Genomic DNA, 22,612 nt, shown 5'->3' on the forward strand with positions numbered 1-22,612 from the left:
TTAGCGGTCCACGTCGGCCATAACGAAATCGATACTACCCAGGTACGCGATCAAGTCCGCGACCATGCTGCCTTTGATCACCGAAGGGATCTGCTGCAAGTGCGGGAAGCTTGGGGTACGAATCCGGGTGCGGTAGCTCATGGTGCCGCCATCGCTCGTCAGGTAATAACTGTTGATGCCCTTGGTCGCTTCGATCATCTGGAAGGATTCGTTGGCCGGCATGACCGGGCCCCACGAAACTTGCAGGAAGTGGGTGATCAGGGTCTCGATGTGCTGCAGCGTGCGCTCTTTCGGCGGCGGCGTGGTCAGCGGGTGATCCGCCTTGTACGGGCCTTCCGGCATGTTGCGCATGCACTGCTCGATGATCTTGATGCTCTGGCGCATTTCTTCGACGCGAACGATGCAACGGTCGTAGGCATCGCCATTGGCCGCCAGCGGGACTTCGAATTCGAAGTTCTCGTAGCCGGAGTAGGGGCGAGCTTTACGCAGGTCGAAATCGCAACCGGTCGAACGCAGGCCGGCACCGGTGACGCCCCATTCGAAGGCCTCTTTGGTGTTGTAGGCGGCGACGCCGATGGTCCGGCCACGCAGGATGCTGTTGTCCAGTGCAGCTTTCTGGTATTCATCCAGACGCTTTGGCATCCACTCGACGAAATCCTTGACCAGTTTTTCCCAGCCGCGCGGCAAGTCGTGGGCGACGCCACCGATGCGGTACCAGGCCGGGTGCAGACGGAAACCGGTGATGGCTTCGATCACCGTGTACGCCTTCTGGCGGTCGGTGAAGGTGAAGAACACCGGGGTCATGGCGCCGACGTCCTGGATGTAAGTCCCCAGGAACAGCAGGTGGCTGGTGATCCGGAAGAACTCGGCCATCATGATGCGGATGACGTCGACCTTCTCGGGCACTTTGATGCCGGCCAGCTTCTCGACCGAGAGCACATACGGCAGGTTGTTCATCACGCCGCCGAGGTAGTCGATACGGTCGGTGTACGGAATGAAGCTGTGCCAGGACTGACGCTCGGCCATTTTCTCGGCACCACGGTGGTGGTAACCGACGTCCGGCACGCAGTCGACGATCTCTTCGCCGTCCAGCTGCAGAATGATGCGGAATGCACCGTGCGCGGAAGGGTGGTTGGGACCCAGGTTGAGGAACATGTAGTCCTCGTTCGGCCCGGAACGCTTCATGCCCCAGTCTTCAGGCTTGAAGCGCGCGGCTTCTTCCTCAAGCTGTTGCTTGGCCAGGGTCAGGCTGAACGGGTCGAACTCGGTGGCACGGGCCGGGAAGTCCTTGCGCAGCGGGTGACCTTCCCAGGTCGGCGGCATCATGATGCGGGTCAGGTGCGGGTGGCCGGCAAAGTTGATGCCGTACATGTCCCACACTTCACGCTCGTACCAGTTGGCGTTCGGCCAGAGACCGGTAACGGTCGGCACGCTGAGGTCGCTCTCGGACAAGGCGACCTTGATCATTACGTCACTATTACGTTCGATCGACATCAAGTGATAGAACACAGTGAAGTCGGCACCGCTTGGCAGCCCTTGACGCTTGGTGCGCAGACGTTCGTCCACACCGTGCAGGTCATAGAGCATGACGTACGGCTTGGGCAGGTTGCGCAGGAAGGTCAGGACTTCGACGAGTTTGGCGCGGGCAACCCAAAGCACCGGCATGCCGGTGCGGGTAGGCTGGGCGGTGAACGCCTCCGGGCCAAAACGGTTGTTCAGTTCGACGACCACATCCTGGTCGTCTGCCTTATAAGGCGGGATGTACAGAGCGCTGCCTGTAGTCATGGTTATTTATCGCTTTCGGTCAACGTAAAGAATGAAGCCAGTGTCTCGTTTCTTTGTAAGAACAGATCTGGATCAGACTTCGTCGGGGCTGCGCAGGTTGGTTACCTGAATACGCTGTTCGCGGCGCTGTTCCTTTTGCGAAGGCATCTCGGCGCGGTAAACGCCTTGATCGCCAACGACCCAGGAAAGTGGGCGACGCTCCTGGCCAATCGACTCCTGCAACAGCATCAAGCCTTGCAGAAAAGCTTCAGGGCGGGGGGGGCAGCCAGGCACGTAGACGTCCACGGGCAGGAACTTGTCCACCCCTTGAACGACGGAGTAGATGTCGTACATGCCACCGGAGTTGGCGCACGAACCCATGGAGATGACCCATTTAGGCTCGAGCATTTGCTCGTAGAGACGCTGAATGATCGGCGCCATCTTGATGAAGCAGGTACCGGCGATAACCATGAAATCCGCCTGGCGCGGCGATGCCCGGATAACCTCGGCGCCAAAGCGCGCGATGTCGTGGGGCGCCGTGAAGGCGGTGGTCATTTCCACGTAGCAGCACGAAAGACCAAAGTTATACGGCCACAGGGAGTTCTTGCGCCCCCAGTTGATCGTGCCGTTGAGCACGTCTTCGAGCTTGCCCATGAAAATGTTTTTGTGGACTTGATCTTCTAACGGATCGGAAACGGTTTCCCGTTGGCCAATCGGATACTGCTCGTTAGGAGCATCGGGGTCGATCCTGGTGAGATTGTATTGCATTGCCAAAGCCTCATTGTTTCAGCTTCGCTTGCCGCTTACGACGAGCTTCCGGAGCCCAGTCAAGGGCGCCCACTCGGAATAGGTAGACAAGGCCTGCCAACAGAATTGCTATGAAAACGAGAGCTTCGACGAATCCGGTCCAGCCGCTTTCGCGGACGGACACAGACCAGGCAAAGAGAAAAAGGGCTTCGATATCGAAGATCACGAAGAGCATCGCGACCAGATAGAATTTGGCTGAGAGCCGCAAGCGGGCGCCACCGGTAGGTAGCATGCCGGACTCGAACGGTTCGTTTTTGCTGCGGCCCCAGGCTTTTGACCCGAGGAGGCTGGAGACGCCGAGCATGAAGGCGCAAAGGCCGCCGACACCCAGAAGGAAAATGGCAAAGCCCCAGTTGTGGGCCATGAGTCCGGTCGCTTCGGGCATGCTGGTAATCCTTAACAGAGAGCAAAGGTCTCTGAGCTTGAAAAGAAACAAAGCAGTGACGATATGTCGCAGCAATCAATCGCGGTGATTTTATGGCTAAACACCGAGCAAGTAAAATTCCGATAGCGAAATTATTTACAAGAATAAGGACATAGCGCGCCTCCAAAGCCCTGTAGCCCATGCGGTTCGGGCATTAGCGGGGGTTTTGTCAAATATGTCTTGTAGGGAATGTAACGAACATAGTTGTCGCTAAATGATAATCAATATTATTTGACGCGGTTTTCAAACTGTTTAACAGGTGAGTGGCTGGGAAGTTGTCTTATATGTGCGTTACTGCAAGTAGCAGGCGCCCCCGTTTTACCCTCTTTTTCTGATCGCGATACCGCTCTGGATCAATGTTTTTGTCTGCCTGAGTCTGTAGGAGCGAGGCTTGCCCGCGAAGAACGAAGACGCGGTATGCCTGAAAGACCGCAGCGCATTCTTCGCGGGCAAGCCTCGCTCCTACAGGGGGGAGAAAAATCCCAGGCAAAAAAAACGCCCCGAACCAGTCGGGGCGTCAGATGGGCGGCTTTGCGGTTAGCTTTTTATTCGGTCCGCAAGGGCCGTTTGCTTAAACGAAGCAGATCAGTGGAACTGTTCTTCTTCGGTCGAACCGGTCAGCGCGGTTACCGAAGACGTGCCACCTTGAATCACGGTGGTCATGTCGTCGAAGTAGCCGGTGCCCACTTCCTGCTGGTGAGCCACGAAGGTGTAACCCTTGGCAGCGTCAGCGAACTCTTGCTCTTGCAGCTTCACGTAGGCAGTCATGTCGTTGCGGGCGTAGTCGTGCGCCAGGTTGAACATGCTGTGCCACATGTTGTGAATGCCGGCCAGGGTGATGAACTGGTGCTTGTAACCCATGGCGGACAGTTCGCGCTGGAACTTGGCGATGGTCGCGTCGTCCAGGTTTTTCTTCCAGTTGAAGGAAGGCGAGCAGTTGTACGACAGCAGTTGGTCCGGGTATTCCTTTTTGATCGCTTCAGCGAAGCGACGAGCCTCGTCCAGATCCGGCTTGGCGGTTTCGCACCAGATCAGGTCGGCGAACGGTGCGTAGGCCAGGCCGCGAGCGATGGCCTGGTCGAGACCGGCGCGCACTTTGTAGAAGCCTTCCTGGGTGCGTTCGCCAGTCACGAATGGCTGGTCGTACGGGTCGCAGTCGGACGTCAGCAAGTCAGCCGCGTTAGCGTCGGTGCGGGCCAGGATGATGGTCGGTGTACCGGCAACGTCAGCTGCCAGACGAGCAGCGGTCAGCTTCTGTACGGCTTCCTGGGTAGGAACCAGTACCTTGCCGCCCATGTGGCCGCATTTTTTAACGGAAGCCAGTTGGTCTTCGAAGTGAACGCCGGCGGCGCCTGCTTCGATCATGCTCTTCATCAGCTCGTAAGCGTTCAGGACGCCACCGAAACCGGCTTCGGCGTCAGCCACGATCGGAGCGAAGTAGTCGATGTAACCTTCGTCGCCCGGGTTCTTGCCGGCTTTCCACTGGATCTGGTCAGCGCGACGGAACGAGTTGTTGATGCGCTTGACCACGGTTGGAACCGAATCCACCGGGTATAGCGACTGGTCCGGGTACATCGATTCGGCGGAGTTGTTGTCCGCAGCCACTTGCCAGCCCGACAGGTAGATCGCCTGGATACCAGCTTTGACTTGTTGTACAGCCTGGCCGCCGGTCAGGGCGCCCATGCAGTTGACGAAATCTTTCTCAGGACGGAAGGATGGCTTGGCACCCTGGGTGACCAGGTTCCAGAGCTTGTCGGCGCCCATTTTTGCAAAGGTGTGCTCAGGTTGAACCGAGCCACGCAGACGGACGACGTCAGCAGCGGAGTAATTGCGTGTCACGCCTTTCCAGCGCGGGTTTTCAGCCCAATCTTTTTCGAGGGCTGCAATTTGCTGTTCGCGTGTCAGTGCCATGGAGATAAACCTCGTCGCGTCTTTAACCGAAAGTGGTTCTGGGTGGACAATTCCTGCGTGCCAAGTACGCCATTCAAAGGGGACGTAAAAGGCTGCTCGCTGACCAGAAGCTTAGGTGGTCAAGTCGGATTCGGCGGGGATGGCGACGGGATGAACGATGGGCTCGAGGGGAAAGTGAGCAGGTAAGGGCGAACTGGCGAGCGCATTCGGGCGTCGTGGGCCTTGGTGCGAACTTCAGTGTGGAGCCGGGTTACCTAATTACGCTTCCGTCCCTCGGGACAACTTCGTTCCAGTCGGCAACCTCGTCAAACACACCTTGTGGGCGGTACAGACACGAATCGGCTCGCGGGGTAGGTGCGAACAGCGACTCGAAAGCCCTTGCCAGGGCCTCTGATTAGCGGGAGCGAGGCCATCATGCCTTTGCTTTTTTGGCTCGTCAAACGTTTTGTAGTGCTTTTTTTAAAGCACTACATCTTTAGTCTAATACGACTAATCAGTCAGTTCTTGGTGCTTTAGTCCAACGTATCGACTTTCACCCGCAGAGTCATGTCATCCCGGCCCTGAGTCGAGTAGCTGCGGGTCAGGCCCTGTTTGTCGGCCTGAGTCTGGCGATTCACGCCGGCCAGGGTGATCCATTCGCCCAGTCGACCGCTGACAGTTGTGTCGGTACTTTGCACGTTCACTACATCGGGACGTTCCTGGCTCATCCGGTCACGGTTGGTACTGATTGCCAGATGAACGATATCGCCGGTGACGCTGGCGGTGACATAGAACCCTTGGGTGACATTGCGGTATTCGGTCTGGCTGCGCAGGTCGCCGTAGGAGTCTGTCTGAGTGCTGGTCAGCGGTACGCTCTGGCCGACCTGGATCAGTGCTGGCGCCCCTTCGCTGGCCTGGATCTGCTGAATCCCGCCGTCACGGCTGTCGGTGCTGCGATTGATGATGCGGGTCTGATTGGGTTTGGCGCCATTCACCGAGTAACCCTGATCGCCCTGGAAGTTGTTTTCGTTGGTGTCGACGGTGATCAGCAAGCGCTTGGCAGCCATGTCGAGTTGGCTGATCAAGGCCTTAAGTTCGTCGATCTTGCGCTGTTCTGCGTTGACGATCAGCTGATTACCATAGGCGCTGACTTGGCCGTCCTTGCCGATGAAGTTCTGCGCCACCGGTAGCAGATCGGCGCTGGTGCGATAATTCAGGGGCACGATCTCGGTGGCGGCCATGACCGAAAAACTGCAGGTCAGCAGCAGCGTGGTGAGCAGGGTGCGTAGGGACATATCCGTTATCTCCGCCTTCAAAGTCTTGATATTGCCAGTTTGTCGGCTCGCGGTGGGGCAAGTTGAATCGTAGACAGCAAAACGCCCCGGCATCCGGGGATGGCGGGGCGTTTTGTGGTGTTCTTCAAGGCCTCACCTCGGTCTCAAGCCGAATCCCGCACCATGTCCACATGCGGAATCCCGGCTTCCAGGAACTCCTCACTGATCATGTTGAAACCCAAGCGCTCATAGAACGCCGTGGCCTGTACCTGAGCACTCAGCATCTGCTGCTTCAGCCCGCGCTTCTCGGCTTCACCGATCAACGCTTGCATCAACGCATCGCCGACTTTCAAGCCGCGCCAGTCTTTGAGCACCGAAACCCGGCCAATATGCCCGTCGGGCAGCAGGCGGGCGGTGCCGATCGGAAAGTCGCCTTCGAGTGCGAGAAAATGCACCGCGTCCTCGTCATCGGCATCCCATTCCAGTTCGGGCGGAACGGATTGCTCGGCGACGAATACCGCCTCACGAATGCGCCGGATCTCGGCGTTATCCTTTTGCCAGTCTGCGACACGTACGTGAATCTTATTCATCGGCAAACCCCAGGCTTCCCTGTTTGATCAGTTCGCACAGCAAGCCGCGGCCGTCTTCGTCGCTGAGCCAGTCGCCGAGATTGTCGACGTGCAGCGCATCGGCGGCGCAAATCATCTTCAGCAGCTCGCGCAGTTTGCCTGGCAGATAACGGCTCTGACCGCTGGCGAACAGCAGCAGGTCGTCATCGACTTCCGACCAGGCCAGGCGCGCGCTCGGGTTGCGGATCAGCACCGCGCCTTGCTCGAGGCTGGCGAGCAGGTCGTCTTCTTCGACTTCTTCCGGGCCCACCACCAGCTCCGGGTAGCGCGGCTCGGTCATGAACTGGCCGAACCAGGTCAGCAGCAGGCGCTCGTCGCTCATGTGCTCGGCCAGCAGGCCCTTCAAGCGATCGAGGGCGTCGTGCTGGATCTGATGAGGATCGACGGCCGGCAGGGCGTCGGCGTCGGTGTAACGCTCTTCGTCCGGCAGGAACTGGCTGAGGAAGTCGGTGAAGTGGGTCAGTACTTCAGCGGCGCTCGGTGCACGGAAACCGACCGAGTAGGTCATGCAGTCGTCGACGGCCACACCGCAGTGAGCCAAGCGCGGCGGCAGGTAGAGCATGTCGCCCGGTTCCAGCACCCATTCGTCGGTGGCATCGAAGTCGGCGAGGATGCGCAAATCGGCGTGTTGCAGCAGCGGGCTCTCGGAATCGCACATCTGGCCGATTTTCCAGCTGCGCTTGCCGTGGCCTTGCAGCAGGAACACGTCGTAGTTATCGAAGTGCGGACCTACGCTGCCACCCGGGGCGGCGAAGCTGATCATCACGTCGTCGATGCGCCAGCTCGGCAGAAAACGGAAGTTCTCCAGCAGCTCGGCGACTTCCGGTACGAATTGGTCGACGGCTTGCACCAGCAGCGTCCACTCGCGTTCCGGCAGTTTGCTGAATTCGTCTTCGGCGAACGGGCCGCGGCGCAATTCCCAAGGGCGCTCGCCGTGCTCGATGATCAGGCGCGATTCGACTTCTTCTTCCAGCGCCAGACCAGCCAGTTCGTCGGCGTCGATCGGGCTTTCGAAATCAGGAATCGCCTGGCGGATCAGCAGTGGTTTTTTCTGCCAGTAATCGCGCAGGAATTCCCGTGCCGTGATGCCGCCCAGAAGTTGAAGAGGAGTATCAGAATTCATGTGTAACCTATTGAAAAAAAGCACTTTTCAGACTGGAATAAAAACGCCCGGCGCTGCCGGGCGTCTCAAACGGGTAGAGCGGTCGATCAGATGCGTTTGGCTTGCGCCACAGCGTTGCCGATGTAGTTGGCCGGGGTAAGCAGTTTCAGCTCGGCCTTGGCTTGCGCTGGCATGTCCAGGCCGTCGATGAAGGTTTGCAGCGCTTCAGGGCTGATGCCCTTGCCGCGAGTCAACTCTTTGAGCTTCTCGTACGGGTTTTCGATGTTGTAGCGACGCATCACGGTCTGGATCGGCTCGGCCAATACTTCCCAGCAGGCATCCAGGTCAGCGGCAATCTTTTGCTCGTTGAGCTCCAGTTTGCTGATGCCCTTGAGGCTGGCTTCGTACGCGATCACGCTGTGGGCGAAGCCGACACCGAGGTTGCGCAGTACGGTGGAGTCGGTCAGGTCACGCTGCCAGCGGGAGATCGGCAGCTTGCTCGCCAGGTGCTGGAACAGTGCGTTGGCGATCCCCAGGTTGCCTTCGGAGTTTTCGAAGTCGATCGGGTTGACCTTGTGCGGCATGGTCGACGAACCGATTTCGCCAGCGATGGTGCGCTGTTTGAAATAACCCAGGGAGATGTAGCCCCAGATGTCGCGGTCGAAGTCGATCAGGATGGTGTTGAAGCGCGCAATCGCGTCGAACAGCTCGGCGATGTAGTCGTGCGGTTCGATCTGAGTGGTGTATGGGTTGAAGCCTAGGCCCAGCTCGTCTTCGATGAAGGCGCGGGCGTTGGCTTCCCAGTCGATCTCAGGGTAGGCCGACAGGTGAGCGTTGTAGTTGCCAACAGCGCCGTTGATCTTGCCCAGCAGCGGAACCGCGGCGACTTGAGCGATCTGACGCTCCAGACGGTAAACCACGTTCGCCAGCTCTTTGCCCAGGGTGGTCGGCGACGCCGGTTGACCGTGGGTGCGCGACAGCATCGGCACGTCAGCGAAACGGATGGCCAGTTCGCGGATGGCGTCGCTGGTTTGGCGCATCAGCGGCAGCATCACGTCATCACGGCCTTCGCGCAGCATCAGGGCGTGGGACAGGTTGTTGATGTCCTCGCTGGTGCAGGCAAAGTGGATGAATTCGCTGACGGCAGCCAGTTCTGGCAACTTGGCCGCTTGCTCTTTGAGCAGGTACTCGATGGCTTTGACGTCGTGGTTGGTGGTGCGCTCGATCTCTTTGACGCGCTCGGCGTGCTCCAGAGAGAAGTTTTCCGCCAAGGTGTTCAATACCGCGTTGGCTTCGGCGGAGAACGCCGGGACTTCGCTGATGGCAGGGTGAGCGGCCAGGCGCTGGAGCCAGCGCACTTCAACCAGAACGCGAGCACGGATCAGGCCGTATTCGCTGAAAATTGGGCGCAGGGCCTGGGTTTTGCCGGCGTAGCGGCCGTCAACAGGGGAAACCGCAGTGAGCGAAGAGAGCTGCATGGGGTGTTCTCGGACAGTCGGGCAACGAAATGGGGCGCGTATCATACATGAAAAAATCCGCCGGTCCGTTGCCAACTGACCGGCGTATTACGCGTTACTGACTACAAAGCGGTATTGCGGGCGCGGTTCAGCTGCTGCGCATCAGCGGGTAAAGCTCTTTAAGCAACTTGCGACGGCTGATCACCAACTGCCAGCGATGACCGCCCAACTGCCGCCACAGGCGTGCCGAACGGATCCCGGCCAGCAACAGCGCGCGGATTTTCGAGGCATTGCTCGGTTGCTGCAGGTTGCGCATATCGCCGTGCACCTGAATCCGTTGGCGCAGGGTGCTCAGGGTGTCCTGATACAACGCACCGCAGGCGGCGATCACGTTTTCGTGAGCCGGGCCGAAGTGTTCGACCTGAGACTGAATCTGCGGCAGACGCTTGCCGATCACTTCCAGCATGTCGTCGCGTTTGGCCAGCTGACGCTCCAGCCCCAGCATCGCCAGGGCGTAGCGCAGCGGTTCGCGCTGAAGAGTGCTGGGGTCGCGTTCCAGTGCGCCGATCAGGGCGCGGTAACCGTCACGCAGGTTGATGTCGTCACCGCCATAGACTTCGAGTGTGTCCTTAGGGTCGCGAATCAACAGACTGCCGAGCATGCAGGTCAGGCCTGCTTCGTTGGTCTGGCCGCTCTTGGCGATCTTGTCGACCAGCACTGCGGCGAGAAACACACCGCCCAGGGCTGTCAGTTGCTCCTGAGTCGGGCTCATGAACGCTGGCCCTTGCTCGTCCAGGGTTCGGCCACTTCGATCACACCGCCGCCGAGGCAGATTTCACCGTCGTAGAACACCACGGACTGGCCCGGAGTGACCGCGCGTTGCGGGTCATCGAAGGTGGCGCGGTAGCCGGTGGCGGTCTTTTCCAGCGTGCAAGGCTGGTCGCTCTGGCGATAACGCACTTTGGCGGTCAGTTTGCGCGGCTCAGTCAAGTCGATCGGGTTGACCCAATAGATGTCCGAGGCGAGCAGGGCGCGGGAGAACAAATAAGGGTGATCATTGCCCTGGCCAACGATCAGTTCGTTGTGTTCCAGGTCTTTGATCAGCACATACCATGGTTCGTCACCGGCGTCTTTCAAGCCGCCGATGCCCAGGCCCTGGCGTTGGCCGATGGTGTGGTACATCAAACCGTGATGACGGCCGATGACTTCGCCTTCGGTGGTTTTGATCTCGCCGGGCTGGGCTGGCAGGTATTGCTTGAGGAAGTCGCTGAAGCGGCGTTCGCCGATAAAGCAGATCCCGGTGGAGTCCTTTTTCTTTGCGGTGGCCAGGTCGTGTTTCTCGGCAATCGCGCGGACTTCGGGTTTTTCCAGCTCGCCGACCGGGAACAGGGTCTTGGCGATCTGTTCACCGCCGACGGCGTGCAGGAAGTAGCTCTGATCCTTGTTCGGATCCAGGCCTTTGAGTAATTCGGTGCGCCCATCGATGTCGCGGCGGCGCACGTAGTGGCCGGTGGCGATCAGGTCGGCGCCAAGCATCATGGCGTAATCGAGGAACGCCTTGAACTTGATCTCGCGGTTGCACAGGATGTCGGGGTTTGGCGTGCGACCGGCCTTGTATTCAGCCAGGAAGTGCTCGAATACGTTGTCCCAGTACTCGGCGGCGAAGTTGGCGGTGTGCAGCTTGATGCCAATTTTGTCGCACACGGCCTGAGCGTCCGCCAGGTCATCCATGGCAGTGCAATATTCCGTTCCATCGTCTTCTTCCCAGTTCTTCATGAACAGGCCTTCCACCTCATAACCCTGCTCGATCAGCAGGAGAGCGGAAACGGAAGAGTCCACGCCGCCGGACATACCGACAATGACGCGCTTCTTTTGTGTGTCAGAAGGGGCTGGATCACGCATAGGGATTCAATGAGTGTCTTGAAAAAGGACGCGATTCTAGCAGGCTGGAGCCCGCAAGGCTAAAGAGAAGGGCGGATCAGCTCGAGGCTGAAGTGTTTGCCGTCCAGATAATCATCGATACAGCGGATGATCAGCTCACTGCGCCAGTTTGCGCGCTGTTGCAGCAGTTCGTCACGTGTCAGCCATTTTGCGCCGACGATGCCGTCGTCCAGTGGGTAATCCGGGTGATGTTGGACCGTTTTTGCACTGAAGCAGACCCGTTGGTAAGTCACGCCGTTGCTGGGCGCGGTGTAGAGGTAAATGCCTGTTACGCCGGTCAGCTCGACGTCCCAGCCGGTTTCTTCGAGGGTTTCACGCACGGCGGCCTCGATCAGGGTTTCGTTCGGGTCCAGATGGCCCGCGGGCTGGTTGAGCACCGTTCGTCCGCCCTTGAGTTCTTCGACCATCAGGAAGCGACCGTGGTCTTCGACGATGGTTGCAACGGTGATGTGGGGTAGCCAATCCATGAAGCTTTCTCGATTTGGAGTATGGCGAGATTGTAATATTGAAACAGGGCTGATGTGGGGACGGTTTACGGGCGTTATAGAAGCCATCTTGGCTTAAATACCCTGCTCACTGGAGCCGGGCAGCTATCGCCTGTTACCATTCGCCTCTTGTTTGATCTTCGCTTTTTATTCTTTTCGAGACATGCCATGACCACCGTCCGCACTCGCATCGCGCCATCGCCTACCGGGGATCCCCACGTAGGTACCGCTTACATCGCTTTGTTCAACTACTGCTTTGCCAAGCAGCATGGCGGTGAGTTCATCCTGCGGATTGAAGACACCGATCAATTGCGTTCGACCCGCGAGTCCGAACAGCAGATTTTCGACGCCCTGCGCTGGTTGGGTATCGACTGGAGCGAAGGCCCTGATGTCGGCGGCCCGCACGGTCCTTACCGTCAGAGCGAGCGCGGCGACATCTATCAGAAGTACTGCCAGCAACTGGTCGACCTGGGTCATGCCTTCCCGTGCTTCTGCACTGCCGAAGAGCTGGACCAGATGCGCGCCGAGCAAATGGCTCGTGGCGAAACCCCGCGTTATGACGGTCGTGCGCTGTTGCTGTCCAAGGAAGAAGTGGCGCGCCGTCTGGCCGCAGGCGAGCCGCACGTCATCCGCATGAAAGTGCCGACCGAAGGTGTGTGCGTGGTGCCGGACATGTTGCGTGGCGATGTCGAGATTCCGTGGGATCGCATGGACATGCAAGTGCTGATGAAGACTGACGGCTTGCCAACCTACTTCCTGGCCAACGTAGTCGATGACCACCTGATGGGCATCACTCATGTACTGCGTGGTGAAGAGTGGCTGCCCTCGGCGCCGAAACTGATCCTTTTGTACGAATACTTTGGTTGGGAACAGCCAGAGCTGTGCTACATGCCGCTGCTGCGTAACCCGGACAAGAGCAAGCTGTCCAAGCGCAAGAACCCGACCTCGGTGACCTTCTACGAGCGCATGGGCTTCATGCCGGAAGCGATGCTCAACTACCTGGGCCGCATGGGCTGGTCCATGCCGGACGAGCGCGAAAAGTTCTCCCTGCAGGAGATGGTCGACCACTTCGATTTGAAGCGTGTCTCCCTCGGCGGGCCGATTTTCGACATCGAAAAGCTGTCGTGGCTCAACGGCCAGTGGTTGCGTGACCTGCCGGTGGAAGAGTTTGCCGCTCGCGTGCAGAAGTGGGCGCTGAACCCTGAGTACATGATGAAGATCGCACCGCACGTGCAGGGCCGGGTTGAAACCTTCAGCCAGGTCGCACCGTTGGCCGGCTTCTTCTTCGCCGGTGGCGTGAACCCGGACGCCAAGCTGTTCGAATCCAAGAAGCTCTCGGGCGATCAGGTTCGTCAGTTGATGCAGTTGATTTTGTGGAAGCTGGAAAGCCTGCGTCAGTGGGAGAAGGAGAGCATTACTGCAACCATCCAGGCAGTGGTCGAATCCCTGGAGCTGAAGCTGCGTGACGCCATGCCGCTGATGTTCGCCGCGATCACCGGCCAGGCCAGTTCGGTGTCCGTGCTCGATGCAATGGAAATCCTCGGTCCGGACCTGACCCGTTTCCGTCTGCGCCAGGCCATTGACCTGCTGGGCGGCGTGTCGAAGAAGGAAAACAAGGAGTGGGAAAAACTCTTGGGCAATATCGCCTGACACTCCCGCACCCCTGTAGCAGCTGGCGAAGGCTGCGTCGGGCTGCGAAGCAGTCCTAAATGGCCGCCACACAATCTGTCTGAAAGGGCAGGGCGCCAGGATTGCGAGCGCTGCGCACTCGAACGCAGCCTGCGGCAGCTGCTACATGGAACGGATACACCCCCGGATTTACGGGGGTGGGCGGTAAGTGATTGTTATGTGGGCAAAAAATTTTGAAAATTGTTAAAAATAAGTTTGACAGCTTTCTGATACGCCCTTAAGATTCGCCCCGTCCTCAGCGATGAGGGGCTATAGCTCAGCTGGGAGAGCGCTTGCATGGCATGCAAGAGGTCGACGGTTCGATCCCGTCTAGCTCCACCAATTTACACTTCAAGGCTTGGCCACACTGGCCTTGAAGCGATCAGCACTCAGCGTTGATCAGTTGTATAGAAGGGTTTGCGTCCCCTTCGTCTAGTGGCCTAGGACACCGCCCTTTCACGGCGGTAACAGGGGTTCGAGTCCCCTAGGGGACGCCAGTTTTACAGAAGCGATATTGCAAGATGTCGCTCCGCCGCGAGGCGAAAAATCCGGGGCTATAGCTCAGCTGGGAGAGCGCTTGCATGGCATGCAAGAGGTCGACGGTTCGATCCCGTCTAGCTCCACCAATTTTACAGTTCAAGGTCTGGCCACACCGGCCTTGAATCGATCAGCTCTCAGCACTGATCAGTTGTATAGAAGGTTTTGTGTCCCCTTCGTCTAGTGGCCTAGGACACCGCCCTTTCACGGCGGTAACAGGGGTTCGAGTCCCCTAGGGGACGCCACGATTACCCGCTCTGCGGGATTTTTAAGGGTCATTCAATTATTGAATGGCCCTTTTGTTTGTCTGGCGTTTGGCCAAATTCCCTTTTTTCCTCAAAACTGTTCTTCAGACCAGCGGTCACATCCACGACTTGCGGAAAATTATTATGAGAATAATATTCTAGTCGTAATATTCGGAGGCAACGATGAACGATAAAAAAGCTCAAACCCGCGAACGCATCCTCAAGGCTGCCAGTGCAGCGCTGATCCAGCGTGGCCCGGCCGAGCCGAGCGTGGGTGAAGTGATGGGCGCGGCCGGCCTGACGGTCGGTGGCTTCTACGCGCACTTCGAAAGCAAGGATGCATTGATGCTTGAGGCATTCAAGCAGCTGCTCAGCCATCGTCGTGGCTTGATCGCCGATATGGACGCCGAGTTGACCGGCGAAGAGCGTCGCGCGTTGGTCGCGGCGTTCTACCTGTCGCGCAAACACCGTGATTCCACCGAGCAGGCATGCCCGATTCCGGCGTCGGTCGGCGAGCTGGGCCGTCTGCCGGACGAATTTCGTGTGGCGTTGAATGAGCATGTTGAGTTGATGGTCGCGCAGTTGGCGGCCAGCCCGGAAGACACCGACAAAGTCTTGGCCGACATTGCCTTGATGGTCGGTGGTTTGGCTCTGGCGCGGGCGCTGGGGCCGGGAGAGTTGTCCGATCGATTGCTGCGCGCCGCCAAATCGGCGGTGCTGTGACCTAAAGGCGTCAGCCTGAGGAGATGGGCGATGAACACGTTGAGCTGGGTTCGTGGCGTTAATGGCACCTTGGGCTGGTTCGCGCCGAAGCTGGTGGCGAGCAAGATGCGCCTGGCATTCATGACCCCGAGGGCATTGCCGCCGCGTGATTGGGAGTTGCCGCTGCTGGCGAAGTCCGAACGAATCACCTTGCGCTTCGGCCTCTCGGCATTGCGCTGGGGGCAAGGGCCGGCGGTGTTGTTGATGCACGGCTGGGAAGGCCGGTCAACACAGTTTGCCGCCCTGATCACCGCGCTGGTCGATGCCGGTTACACCGTGGTTGCCCTGGACGGCCCGGCTCACGGTCGTTCGCCTGGCCGCGAGGCCAATGTGGTGCTGTTCGCCCGAGCCATACTCGAAGCGGCTACTGAATTGCCGCCGCTGCAAGCGGTGATCGGCCACTCCATGGGTGGCGCCAGCGCCATGCTCGCGGTTCAGTTGGGGTTGCGCACCGAAACCCTGGTCTCGATCGCCGCACCGGCGAGGATTCTTGGGGTGCTGCGCGGTTTCGCACGCTATGTGCGTCTGCCGCCCAAAGCCCGCTCGGCGTTCATTCGCCAGGTCGAGAAAGACGTCGGCATGCGCGCCGCTGCGCTGGATGTCGCGCACTATCAGCTCGACATGCCGGGGCTGATCGTCCATGCCGATGACGACCGCTTTGTCCCGGTCAAGGAATCCCAATTGATCCACGAGGCCTGGTTCGACAGCCGTCTGTTGCGCCTGGAGGAGGGCGGTCATCAGCGGGTCCTGGCCGATCCGCGGGTGATCGACGGCGTTCTCTCGCTGCTGGCCGGTCGAAGCCTGCAATCGCGCCAATCGGCCTGAGCTTCCGTTACACTCCCTCGGTCGAAATAATCTGACCGGGAGTGGGCATGGGCTGGGATCGGGCAACGCCGTTTATCATTGATCTGGAAGTGGACGCCGAGGACATCGACGGGCTGGGCCACGCGAACAACGCGGTATATGTGACCTGGCTCGAGCGCTGCGCCTGGCGCCACTCGCAACGGCTGGGCCTGGACCTGGTCGAGTACCGGCGGCTGGATCGGGCGATGGCGGTGGTACGGCACGAGATCGATTACCTGGCGGCAGCCTATGAAGGCGACGAACTGCAATTGGCGACCTGGATCGTCGACTGGGATCAGCGCCTGAAAATGACTCGACACTTCCAGTTGAAGCGTCCCAGCGACAACGCAACGTTGTTGCGGGCGCAGACCACTTTCGTGTGCATCGAACTGTCGACCGGCAAGCCCAAACGCATGCCGGCGGAGTTCATAGAAGGCTACGGCCCGGCGTTGCAAGTTCCAAGCTGACACGATCCTGTGGCGAGGGGGCTTGCCCCCGTTGGGTCGCGTAGCGACCCCAAGACCCTTTGATGATTTTACGACTGCTGCGCAGCCGAACGGGGGCAAGCCCCCTCGCCACAGAGGTGTGCGCAAGTCTTTCATTAGATAATCCAGTAAACTGCCGCACGTTTTTCGTTGAGTGTGTTTTTCATGCAAATTGCTTTGGCGCCCATGGAGGGGTTGGTCGACAACATCCTGCGGGACGTGCTGACCCGTGTGGGCGGTATCGATTGGTGCGTGACCGAGTTCATTCGGATCAACGACCAGCTGCTCACGCCTGCCTATTACCATAAGTTCGGCCCGGAACTGCTGACCGGCGCCCGGACCGCGGCCGGCGTGCCGCTGCGAGTGCAGTTGCTCGGCTCCGATCCGGTGTGCCTGGCGGAAAACGCCGCCCTGGCCTGCGAGTTGGGTTCCGAAGTCATTGACCTGAACTTCGGCTGTCCGGCCAAGACCGTCAACAAGTCCCGTGGCGGCGCGGTGCTGCTCAAAGAACCTGAACTGCTCAACCAAATCGTCGAACACGTCCGTCGTGCCGTACCCGCACACATCCCGGTGACCGCCAAGATGCGCCTCGGTTTCGATAGCCCGGACGGTGCGCTGGTTTGCGCTACAGCCTTGGCCGAAGGCGGTGCGGCGCACATCGTGGTTCATGCGCGGACCAAGACCGATGGCTACAAGCCGCCCGCTCACTGGGAGTGGATCCCGCGGGTGCAGGACGTGGTCAAGGTGCCGGTGTTCGCCAATGGCGACATCTGGAGCGTTGAAGACTGGCGCCGTTGCCGCGAAATCAGCGGCGTCGAAGACATCATGCTCGGTCGCGGCCTGGTATCGCGCCCGGACCTGGCTCGGCAAATCGCCGCCGCCCGCGCCGGTGAGGACGTCGTCGAGATGACCTGGGCCGAGCTGCTGCCGCTGATTCAGGACTTCTGGCTGCAAGCCAAGGCGCAGATGACGCCACGCCAATCACCGGGCCGCCTGAAGCAGTGGCTGGCGATGCTGACCCGCAATTATCCCGAAGCCGTAGCGTTGTTCACCGTCCTGCGTCGAGAAACCGAACTGGATAATGTCTCGCGTTTACTGGGGCTGCAGGTGTCTGAAGCCGCCTGAATCTGCTTGAAAAAAACAGAAAAAAATCTCTTGAAAAGCAATCAGCGATCCTTATCTAAGGATTACGCGATGCCGAATTCGGGTCGCGGAGACAAAAAAACTTGCTGATTATGTTCAGGAGATTTGAATCATGAGTACTTCATTTTCCCTGGCTCCACTGTTCCGTTCTTCGGTAGGTTTCGACCGTTTCAACGACCTGTTCGAAACCGCCCTGCGCAATGAGCCGGGCAGCACCTATCCACCCTACAACGTTGAGAAATACGGTGATGATCAATACCGCATTGTCGTAGCGGCCGCCGGTTTCCAGGAAGAAGACCTGGACCTGCAAGTGGAAAAAGGTGTGCTGACCATCAGTGGCGGCAAACGTGACGCGGACGAGAACGTCACTTATCTGTATCAAGGCATCGCTCAGCGCGCTTTCAAACTGTCGTTCCGTCTGGCGGACCACATCGAAATCAAGGGCGCTGACCTGTGCAACGGTTTGTTGAATATCGACCTGTTGCGCGTGATCCCGGAAGAGGCGAAAGCCAAACGTATCCCGATCAATGGGGCGGAAAAACCGGCTCTGCAACACTGAGTCGGGCAACGAAAAGGGCACCATCCACCGGCTAATGCTGGTCAGTTAAGGAGCGGAACCTGTGGGAGCGGGTTTGCTCGCGAAAGCGGAGTGTCAGTCGACATCAATGTTGACTGTGCCTCCGTCTTCGCGAGCAAGTCGGATCGCCGCACCGCCGCTCCCACATGGATTGCGCTTAACTGACTGGCATTACCGTTGTCGACTCATTTCAGTAGCTTCTGAAACTCCTCCACCGGCAACGGTCGGCTGTGCAAATACCCCTGATACAAATGGCAATCCAGCCCCTGCAAAAACTCCAGCTGCTCCAATGTTTCCACCCCTTCGGCGATTACCTTCAACTCCAGGCTGCGAGCCATGGCGACGATGGCGCGAATGATTTCGGCATCGTTGGGGTCGGTGGTGGCGTCGCGGATGAACGACTGGTCGATTTTCAGGGTGTCTACCGGCAGGCGTTTGAGGTAGGTCAACGAGGAATAACCGGTACCGAAATCGTCCATGGCAAAGCTCACGCCGAGTTTTTTCAGGCGACGCATTTTGCTGATGGTGTCGTCCAGGTTCTGGATGACGATGCCTTCGGTGATTTCCAGTTTCAACAACGAGCAGGGCAGGCCGTGGCTGCCGAGGCTGTGTTCGATGCGTTCGACGAAATCGTTCTGACGGAATTGCCGAGGGCTGATGTTCACGCACAGGCTGAAGTCGAACGGGTCGATCAGGCCGTTGGCGATCAGGTGTTTGAAGGCCTCGCAGGCTTCGTCGAGGATCCACGTGCCGACTTCCAGAATCAATCCGCTGTCTTCCAGCACCTTGATGAACTCGGTGGGCGATTGCGCGCCAAATTCAGGGTGGTGCCAGCGCACCAGGGCTTCAGCGCCGGTAATGCGGTTGTCTCGGGCATCCACTTGAGGTTGATACTGCACGCTGAATTCACCCCGGGAAAGAGCCAGGCGCAGGTCGGTTTCCAGGCGCAGGCGTTCGCTGGCGGCCTTCTGCATGGTGTTGTGATACATCTGCGTGGTGTTGCGGCCCGAGTCCTTGGCGCGATAGAGGGCGATATCGGCGCGTTTGAGCAGGTCGGTCGGGGTCGAGCCGTGGTCGGGAATCAGCGCGATGCCGATGCTCGGTGTCACTTGCAGGCGCTGTCCGTCGAGGAACATCGGCTCGGACAGCAGTTCGCGCAAGGTGTCCGCCAGCTTCCGGACCTGAGCGCTGACGTTGCTGCGCGAGCCTTCCAGGCCGCTGAGCAGCACCACGAATTCATCACCGCCCAGGCGTGCGACGGTGTCTTCCATGCGCACGCTGGCTTCAAGGCGCGCGGTGATGATTTTCAGCACTGTATCGCCCACCGGGTGGCCGAGGGAGTCGTTGATGTGCTTGAAATGGTCGAGATCGAGGAACATCAGGGCGCCGCGCAGGCTGTGGCGCTTGAGCAGGGCGATTTGCTGGCTCAGGCGATCCATCAGCAGGGCGCGGTTGGGCAGGTTGGTCAACGGGTCGTGGTAGGCCAGGTGACGGATCTGCGCTTCGGCATTTTTCAGCAGGCTGACGTCCCGGGCGGTCAGCAGCAGGCAGGCGGTTTCGTTGAGGGTAATCGGTTCCACCGACACTTCGACGGTCAGCAACTCGCCGCGTTTGTTGCGCCCGAGCATTTCCTGATGGTGAACCCGGCCCTTGATCTGTAGCTCCGACAGCAGCGCCGAGCGTTGTTTCTCTTCGGCCCAGATGCCCACCTGATACACCGTGCGGCCGATCACTTCATCGGCGCGGTAGCCAGTCAGACGACAGAAACCATCGTTGACCTCCAGGTAGCGCCCGGTGTCGCGCTCGGTAATGGTGATGGCGTCGGGGCTCGAGTGGAAGGCCTTGGCGAACTTCTCCTCGCTGGCCTTGAGCGCCGCTTCGGAGCGTTGTTGCTGGGTGATGTCGCGCAGGGTGGTGACGATACACGGCTGGTCGCCGACGCTGATCTGCCGGCTGGAAATCACGCAGGTCAGGGACTGCCCGTCCTTGTGCTGAACGATGATCGCCACGTTGTTCAGGCCCTGTTCGCGGATGACCCGCTCGATCCTTTGCAGACTTTTCGCCGACGCGTCCCACAGGCCGATCTCGTCGGCGCTGCGACCAATCACGTCGGTGGTGTTCCAGCCGAATGTCTGAGTGAAACTGGAGTTGATCTCGATGAAGTGACCGGTGTCCTGGCGCGTGACGCAAATCGGGTCCGGGCTGACCTGGAACAAGGTGGCGAATTTCTCTTCTGATGCCACCAGTTGCTGTTCGCGCTCCACCTGATCGGTGATGTCCAGCAGCGTGCCGGCCATGCGCAGCGGATTGCCGTGGTCATCGCGGTAGAGCCTGGCGCGGCTTTCCAGGTAGCGCGAACTGCCGTCCGGCAGTTGCACGCGGTACGTCAGCTGATAATTGCCGGCCGGGCCTTCGCGCAAGCTGCGGTAGGCGTCTCGCATGGTGTCGCGTTCATCGCCAGGCACGCCTTCGAAAAACGCCTCGAAGGATTCATGGAAGGGCTTGGGCTCCAGCCCGTGCAACTGGGCCGCCCGCGCCGAACCGTAAAGCATGCCGCTGGGAATGTGCCAGTCCCAGGTGCCGAGTTGTGCTGAGTCCAGGGCCAGGTCGAGGCGTTCCTGGCTGTCTTTGAGGGCGTGCTCGGCGATTTTGCGTTCGGTGGTGTCGAGGAACGTGCTCAGCAGATAAGGCTGGCCTTCGAGTTCGACCTTTTGTGCGCTGAGGATGCCATCATGAACCTGGCCATTGCTGGCGCGAAACTGCACCTCCATGTTGATCAGCTCGCCTTTGGCCTTGGTGGCCTTGACCAGTTGCACCCGTTGTTCCGGGTTGACCCAAAGGCCCAGTTCCAGCGTGGTTCGGCCGATAGCGTCTTGCACCGGCCAGCCGAACAGGCTTTCGAAATACTGGTTGGCTTCACTGATCAGCCCGTCTTCCTGGCGGGTCAGCAGCACCATGTTCGGGCATAGATGAAACAGCGTGGCGAAGCGTTTTTCCGAGCTGCTCAGCGCCTGTTCACGCTGGCGCTGATGGGTGATTTCACGAATGACACCGATCATTCGCGGCCGACCGTTTTTATCCGGCAGCAGACTGCCGTTGATTTCCAGCCAGTGCAGGCTGCCGTCGGGCCAGCGGATGCGGTGGTGCATCGCCTGTTCCAGCGGGGCGCCGGCGATCACTGCGTTGAAAGCGCGGATGGTTTTCGCCCGATCCTCCTGGGGTAGCAGGTCGAGGTATTCCAGGTCCTCGGGCAGCGGTTGCCGGGGATCGAAGCCGAACAACGCCTGAGTGCCCCGGGACCAGCTGATTTGCCCCCGCTCGATGTCCCAATACCAGGCGCCCAGCCGGGCTCCATTGAGGGCCGCCAGCAACTGCGGGGCGCTTTCCCAGCTCTGCTCGGACCGTTTTGGGTCAAGTGCCTGGATTCGCGGCATCGGCGGCGTACGTTCAACAGATTTGGGCATGGATAACAGGCCTTGGGCTGAATTGGGCGTTAGGCACAGGGTTTTGGGGCTCTATAGGACTAGCACAATAGAAGTAGCACAGCTTAGCCGCGAGTCCCTGGCTGATCGATTTGTGCATCCAGCAGGGCCATAAAGGCCCGTGCCGCGTTCGACAGCGTCCGTTCGGTGTGCAGGATATAGCCTAGCTGGCGAGTGAGCTGTATGCCCGGCAAAGGTATGCGCGCCACTTGATCGTCCAGCATGGTGCGCGGCAAAACGCTCCAGGCCAGGCCAATCGAGACCATCATCTTTATGGTTTCCAGATAATTCGTGCTCATGGCGATGTTCGGCGTCAGGCCCTGGGCCTCGAACAGGCGCCGCACGATGTGGTGGGTAAACGTGTTGCCGCCGGGGAACACTGCGGGGTGCAAGGCAATATCCGCCAGGCTGACCGGACCGTTAGCGATCAGCGAATGCTCCGGGGCCACCACGAAATCCAGCGGGTCGTCCCACACGGGCGTGGCCTTGACCAGTGCGTGGGGTTCCGGTGCAAGAGTGATTACCGCCAGTTCGGCGCGGCCATGGAGGATTTCTTCGTAAGCCACTTCCGAATCGAGGAACTGAATATCCAGCGCCACTTGTGGGTAGCGTCGGGTGAACTCCCGCAATAAGGGCGGCAAACGGTGCAGGCCAATGTGATGACTGGTGGCCAATGTCAGCCGGCCGGTCACTTCGCCGGTCAGGTTGGTCAGGGCGCGGCGAGTGTCATCCAGCACATTGAGGATCTGATAGGCGCGCGGCAGCAGGGCGCGACCGGCTTCGGTCAGGCCGACTTCCCGACCCAGTCGATCGAACAGCCGCACCTTCAATTGCTGCTCAAGGCCAGCGATGCGCTTGCTAATGGCGGGTTGTGTCAGGTGCAGCCGTTCGCCGGCGCCGGAGAAGCTTCCGGTCTCGGCAATCGCGATAAAAGCGTTGAGGTTGGCGAGGTCCATGATGATGTCTCGGTGGTATTCCAGTCTGTTATGCAAAGCATAAAAAATATGAATTTGAGTTATTTAATGTAACCCCCTAGGATCGACCTCACAAGCCAAAGGGTTATTGAACTATTCAAACCCGGGGCATAGAAACAAGCT

Annotated in this window: 19 protein-coding genes and 4 tRNA genes; 10 read left to right on the forward strand and 13 right to left on the reverse strand. The window is 59.2% G+C overall.

Going from position 1 to position 22,612, the window contains the following annotated elements; genetic code table 11:
- The 11 genes from nuoC to ACA044_RS11015 all read right to left on the reverse strand — a co-directional run bounded on the left by nuoC (position 1) and on the right by ACA044_RS11015 (position 11,755).
- The gene (nuoC, locus tag ACA044_RS10965) at positions 1–1,785 is read right to left on the reverse strand and encodes an NADH-quinone oxidoreductase subunit C/D (protein WP_497446356.1); all 1,785 of its coding nucleotides are present in this window, start codon (positions 1,783–1,785) and stop codon (positions 1–3) included.
- A 72-nt stretch (positions 1,786–1,857) separates the two neighbouring features.
- A complete protein-coding gene (locus ACA044_RS10970; RefSeq protein WP_007940869.1) occupies positions 1,858–2,532 on the reverse strand; it encodes a NuoB/complex I 20 kDa subunit family protein in 675 nt (224 codons plus the stop codon).
- A 10-nt stretch (positions 2,533–2,542) separates the two neighbouring features.
- Entirely contained in the window at positions 2,543–2,956 is a 414-nt protein-coding gene (locus ACA044_RS10975; RefSeq protein WP_007905050.1) for an NADH-quinone oxidoreductase subunit A, read from the reverse strand.
- 624 nt (positions 2,957–3,580) lie between these two features.
- Positions 3,581–4,906 (reverse strand): isocitrate lyase, encoded by a 1,326-nt coding sequence (aceA, locus tag ACA044_RS10980; protein ID WP_007905048.1) that lies wholly within the window; start codon positions 4,904–4,906, stop codon positions 3,581–3,583.
- A 512-nt stretch (positions 4,907–5,418) separates the two neighbouring features.
- The gene (locus ACA044_RS10985) at positions 5,419–6,180 is read right to left on the reverse strand and encodes a secretin N-terminal domain-containing protein (RefSeq protein WP_497446357.1); all 762 of its coding nucleotides are present in this window, start codon (positions 6,178–6,180) and stop codon (positions 5,419–5,421) included.
- 143 nt (positions 6,181–6,323) lie between these two features.
- The gene (locus ACA044_RS10990) at positions 6,324–6,749 is read right to left on the reverse strand and encodes a GNAT family N-acetyltransferase (protein ID WP_497446358.1); all 426 of its coding nucleotides are present in this window, start codon (positions 6,747–6,749) and stop codon (positions 6,324–6,326) included.
- Positions 6,742–7,911, reverse strand: a complete 1,170-nt coding sequence (locus ACA044_RS10995; RefSeq protein WP_497446359.1) for a ribosomal protein uL16 3-hydroxylase — start codon at positions 7,909–7,911, stop codon at positions 6,742–6,744. Before ACA044_RS10995 ends, ACA044_RS10990 begins: the two co-directional genes overlap by 8 nt.
- An 86-nt stretch (positions 7,912–7,997) precedes the next feature.
- Positions 7,998–9,368, reverse strand: a complete 1,371-nt coding sequence (purB, locus tag ACA044_RS11000) for an adenylosuccinate lyase (protein WP_497446360.1) — start codon at positions 9,366–9,368, stop codon at positions 7,998–8,000.
- 127 nt (positions 9,369–9,495) lie between these two features.
- A complete protein-coding gene (gene hflD / locus ACA044_RS11005; RefSeq protein WP_008014886.1) occupies positions 9,496–10,119 on the reverse strand; it encodes a high frequency lysogenization protein HflD in 624 nt (207 codons plus the stop codon).
- Positions 10,116–11,249: a tRNA 2-thiouridine(34) synthase MnmA gene (gene mnmA, locus ACA044_RS11010; RefSeq protein ID WP_201060924.1), complete on the reverse strand. Its 1,134-nt coding sequence runs from the start codon at positions 11,247–11,249 to the stop codon at positions 10,116–10,118. The genes hflD and mnmA overlap by 4 nt, the downstream gene beginning before the upstream one ends.
- Positions 11,250–11,308: 59 nt before the next feature.
- Positions 11,309–11,755, reverse strand: coding sequence for an NUDIX hydrolase (locus ACA044_RS11015; protein ID WP_497446361.1), 447 nt, complete (start codon positions 11,753–11,755; stop codon positions 11,309–11,311).
- A 186-nt stretch (positions 11,756–11,941) separates the two neighbouring features.
- Here ACA044_RS11015 and gltX point away from each other — a divergent pair, with 186 nt between their 5' ends.
- From gltX to ACA044_RS11065, 10 genes are all read left to right on the forward strand, one after another.
- The gene (gene gltX, locus ACA044_RS11020) at positions 11,942–13,423 is read left to right on the forward strand and encodes a glutamate--tRNA ligase (RefSeq protein ID WP_497446362.1); all 1,482 of its coding nucleotides are present in this window, start codon (positions 11,942–11,944) and stop codon (positions 13,421–13,423) included.
- A gap of 284 nt (positions 13,424–13,707) precedes the next feature.
- Positions 13,708–13,783: transfer RNA gene (locus ACA044_RS11025), tRNA-Ala, on the forward strand.
- A gap of 79 nt (positions 13,784–13,862) precedes the next feature.
- A tRNA-Glu gene (locus tag ACA044_RS11030) sits at positions 13,863–13,938 on the forward strand.
- A gap of 53 nt (positions 13,939–13,991) precedes the next feature.
- A tRNA-Ala gene (locus ACA044_RS11035) sits at positions 13,992–14,067 on the forward strand.
- Positions 14,068–14,147: 80 nt separating this feature from the next.
- Positions 14,148–14,223 (forward strand) — tRNA-Glu (locus ACA044_RS11040).
- 183 nt (positions 14,224–14,406) lie between these two features.
- Positions 14,407–14,946, forward strand: a complete 540-nt coding sequence (locus tag ACA044_RS11045) for a TetR family transcriptional regulator (protein WP_490134887.1) — start codon at positions 14,407–14,409, stop codon at positions 14,944–14,946.
- Between the two features lie 30 nt (positions 14,947–14,976).
- Entirely contained in the window at positions 14,977–15,810 is an 834-nt protein-coding gene (locus tag ACA044_RS11050; protein ID WP_497446363.1) for an alpha/beta fold hydrolase, read from the forward strand.
- A 47-nt stretch (positions 15,811–15,857) separates the two neighbouring features.
- The gene (locus tag ACA044_RS11055) at positions 15,858–16,295 is read left to right on the forward strand and encodes an acyl-CoA thioesterase (RefSeq protein ID WP_497446364.1); all 438 of its coding nucleotides are present in this window, start codon (positions 15,858–15,860) and stop codon (positions 16,293–16,295) included.
- Positions 16,296–16,478: 183 nt separating this feature from the next.
- Positions 16,479–17,438: a tRNA dihydrouridine synthase gene (locus ACA044_RS11060; RefSeq protein WP_497446365.1), complete on the forward strand. Its 960-nt coding sequence runs from the start codon at positions 16,479–16,481 to the stop codon at positions 17,436–17,438.
- Between the two features lie 130 nt (positions 17,439–17,568).
- On the forward strand, positions 17,569–18,015 hold the full coding sequence (locus tag ACA044_RS11065) for an Hsp20 family protein (protein ID WP_497446366.1): 447 nt from the start codon (positions 17,569–17,571) through the stop codon (positions 18,013–18,015).
- A 203-nt stretch (positions 18,016–18,218) separates the two neighbouring features.
- Here the strand turns inward: ACA044_RS11065 and ACA044_RS11070 are convergent, their stop codons facing one another.
- Together ACA044_RS11070 and ACA044_RS11075 are read right to left on the reverse strand one after the other, a co-directional pair.
- The gene (locus ACA044_RS11070) at positions 18,219–21,497 is read right to left on the reverse strand and encodes a PAS domain S-box protein (protein WP_497446367.1); all 3,279 of its coding nucleotides are present in this window, start codon (positions 21,495–21,497) and stop codon (positions 18,219–18,221) included.
- An 83-nt stretch (positions 21,498–21,580) separates the two neighbouring features.
- On the reverse strand, positions 21,581–22,471 hold the full coding sequence (locus ACA044_RS11075) for a LysR family transcriptional regulator (protein ID WP_497446368.1): 891 nt from the start codon (positions 22,469–22,471) through the stop codon (positions 21,581–21,583).
- Positions 22,472–22,612 lie beyond the last annotated feature (141 nt).

The organism is Pseudomonas sp. LBUM1673 (assembly GCF_059695645.1).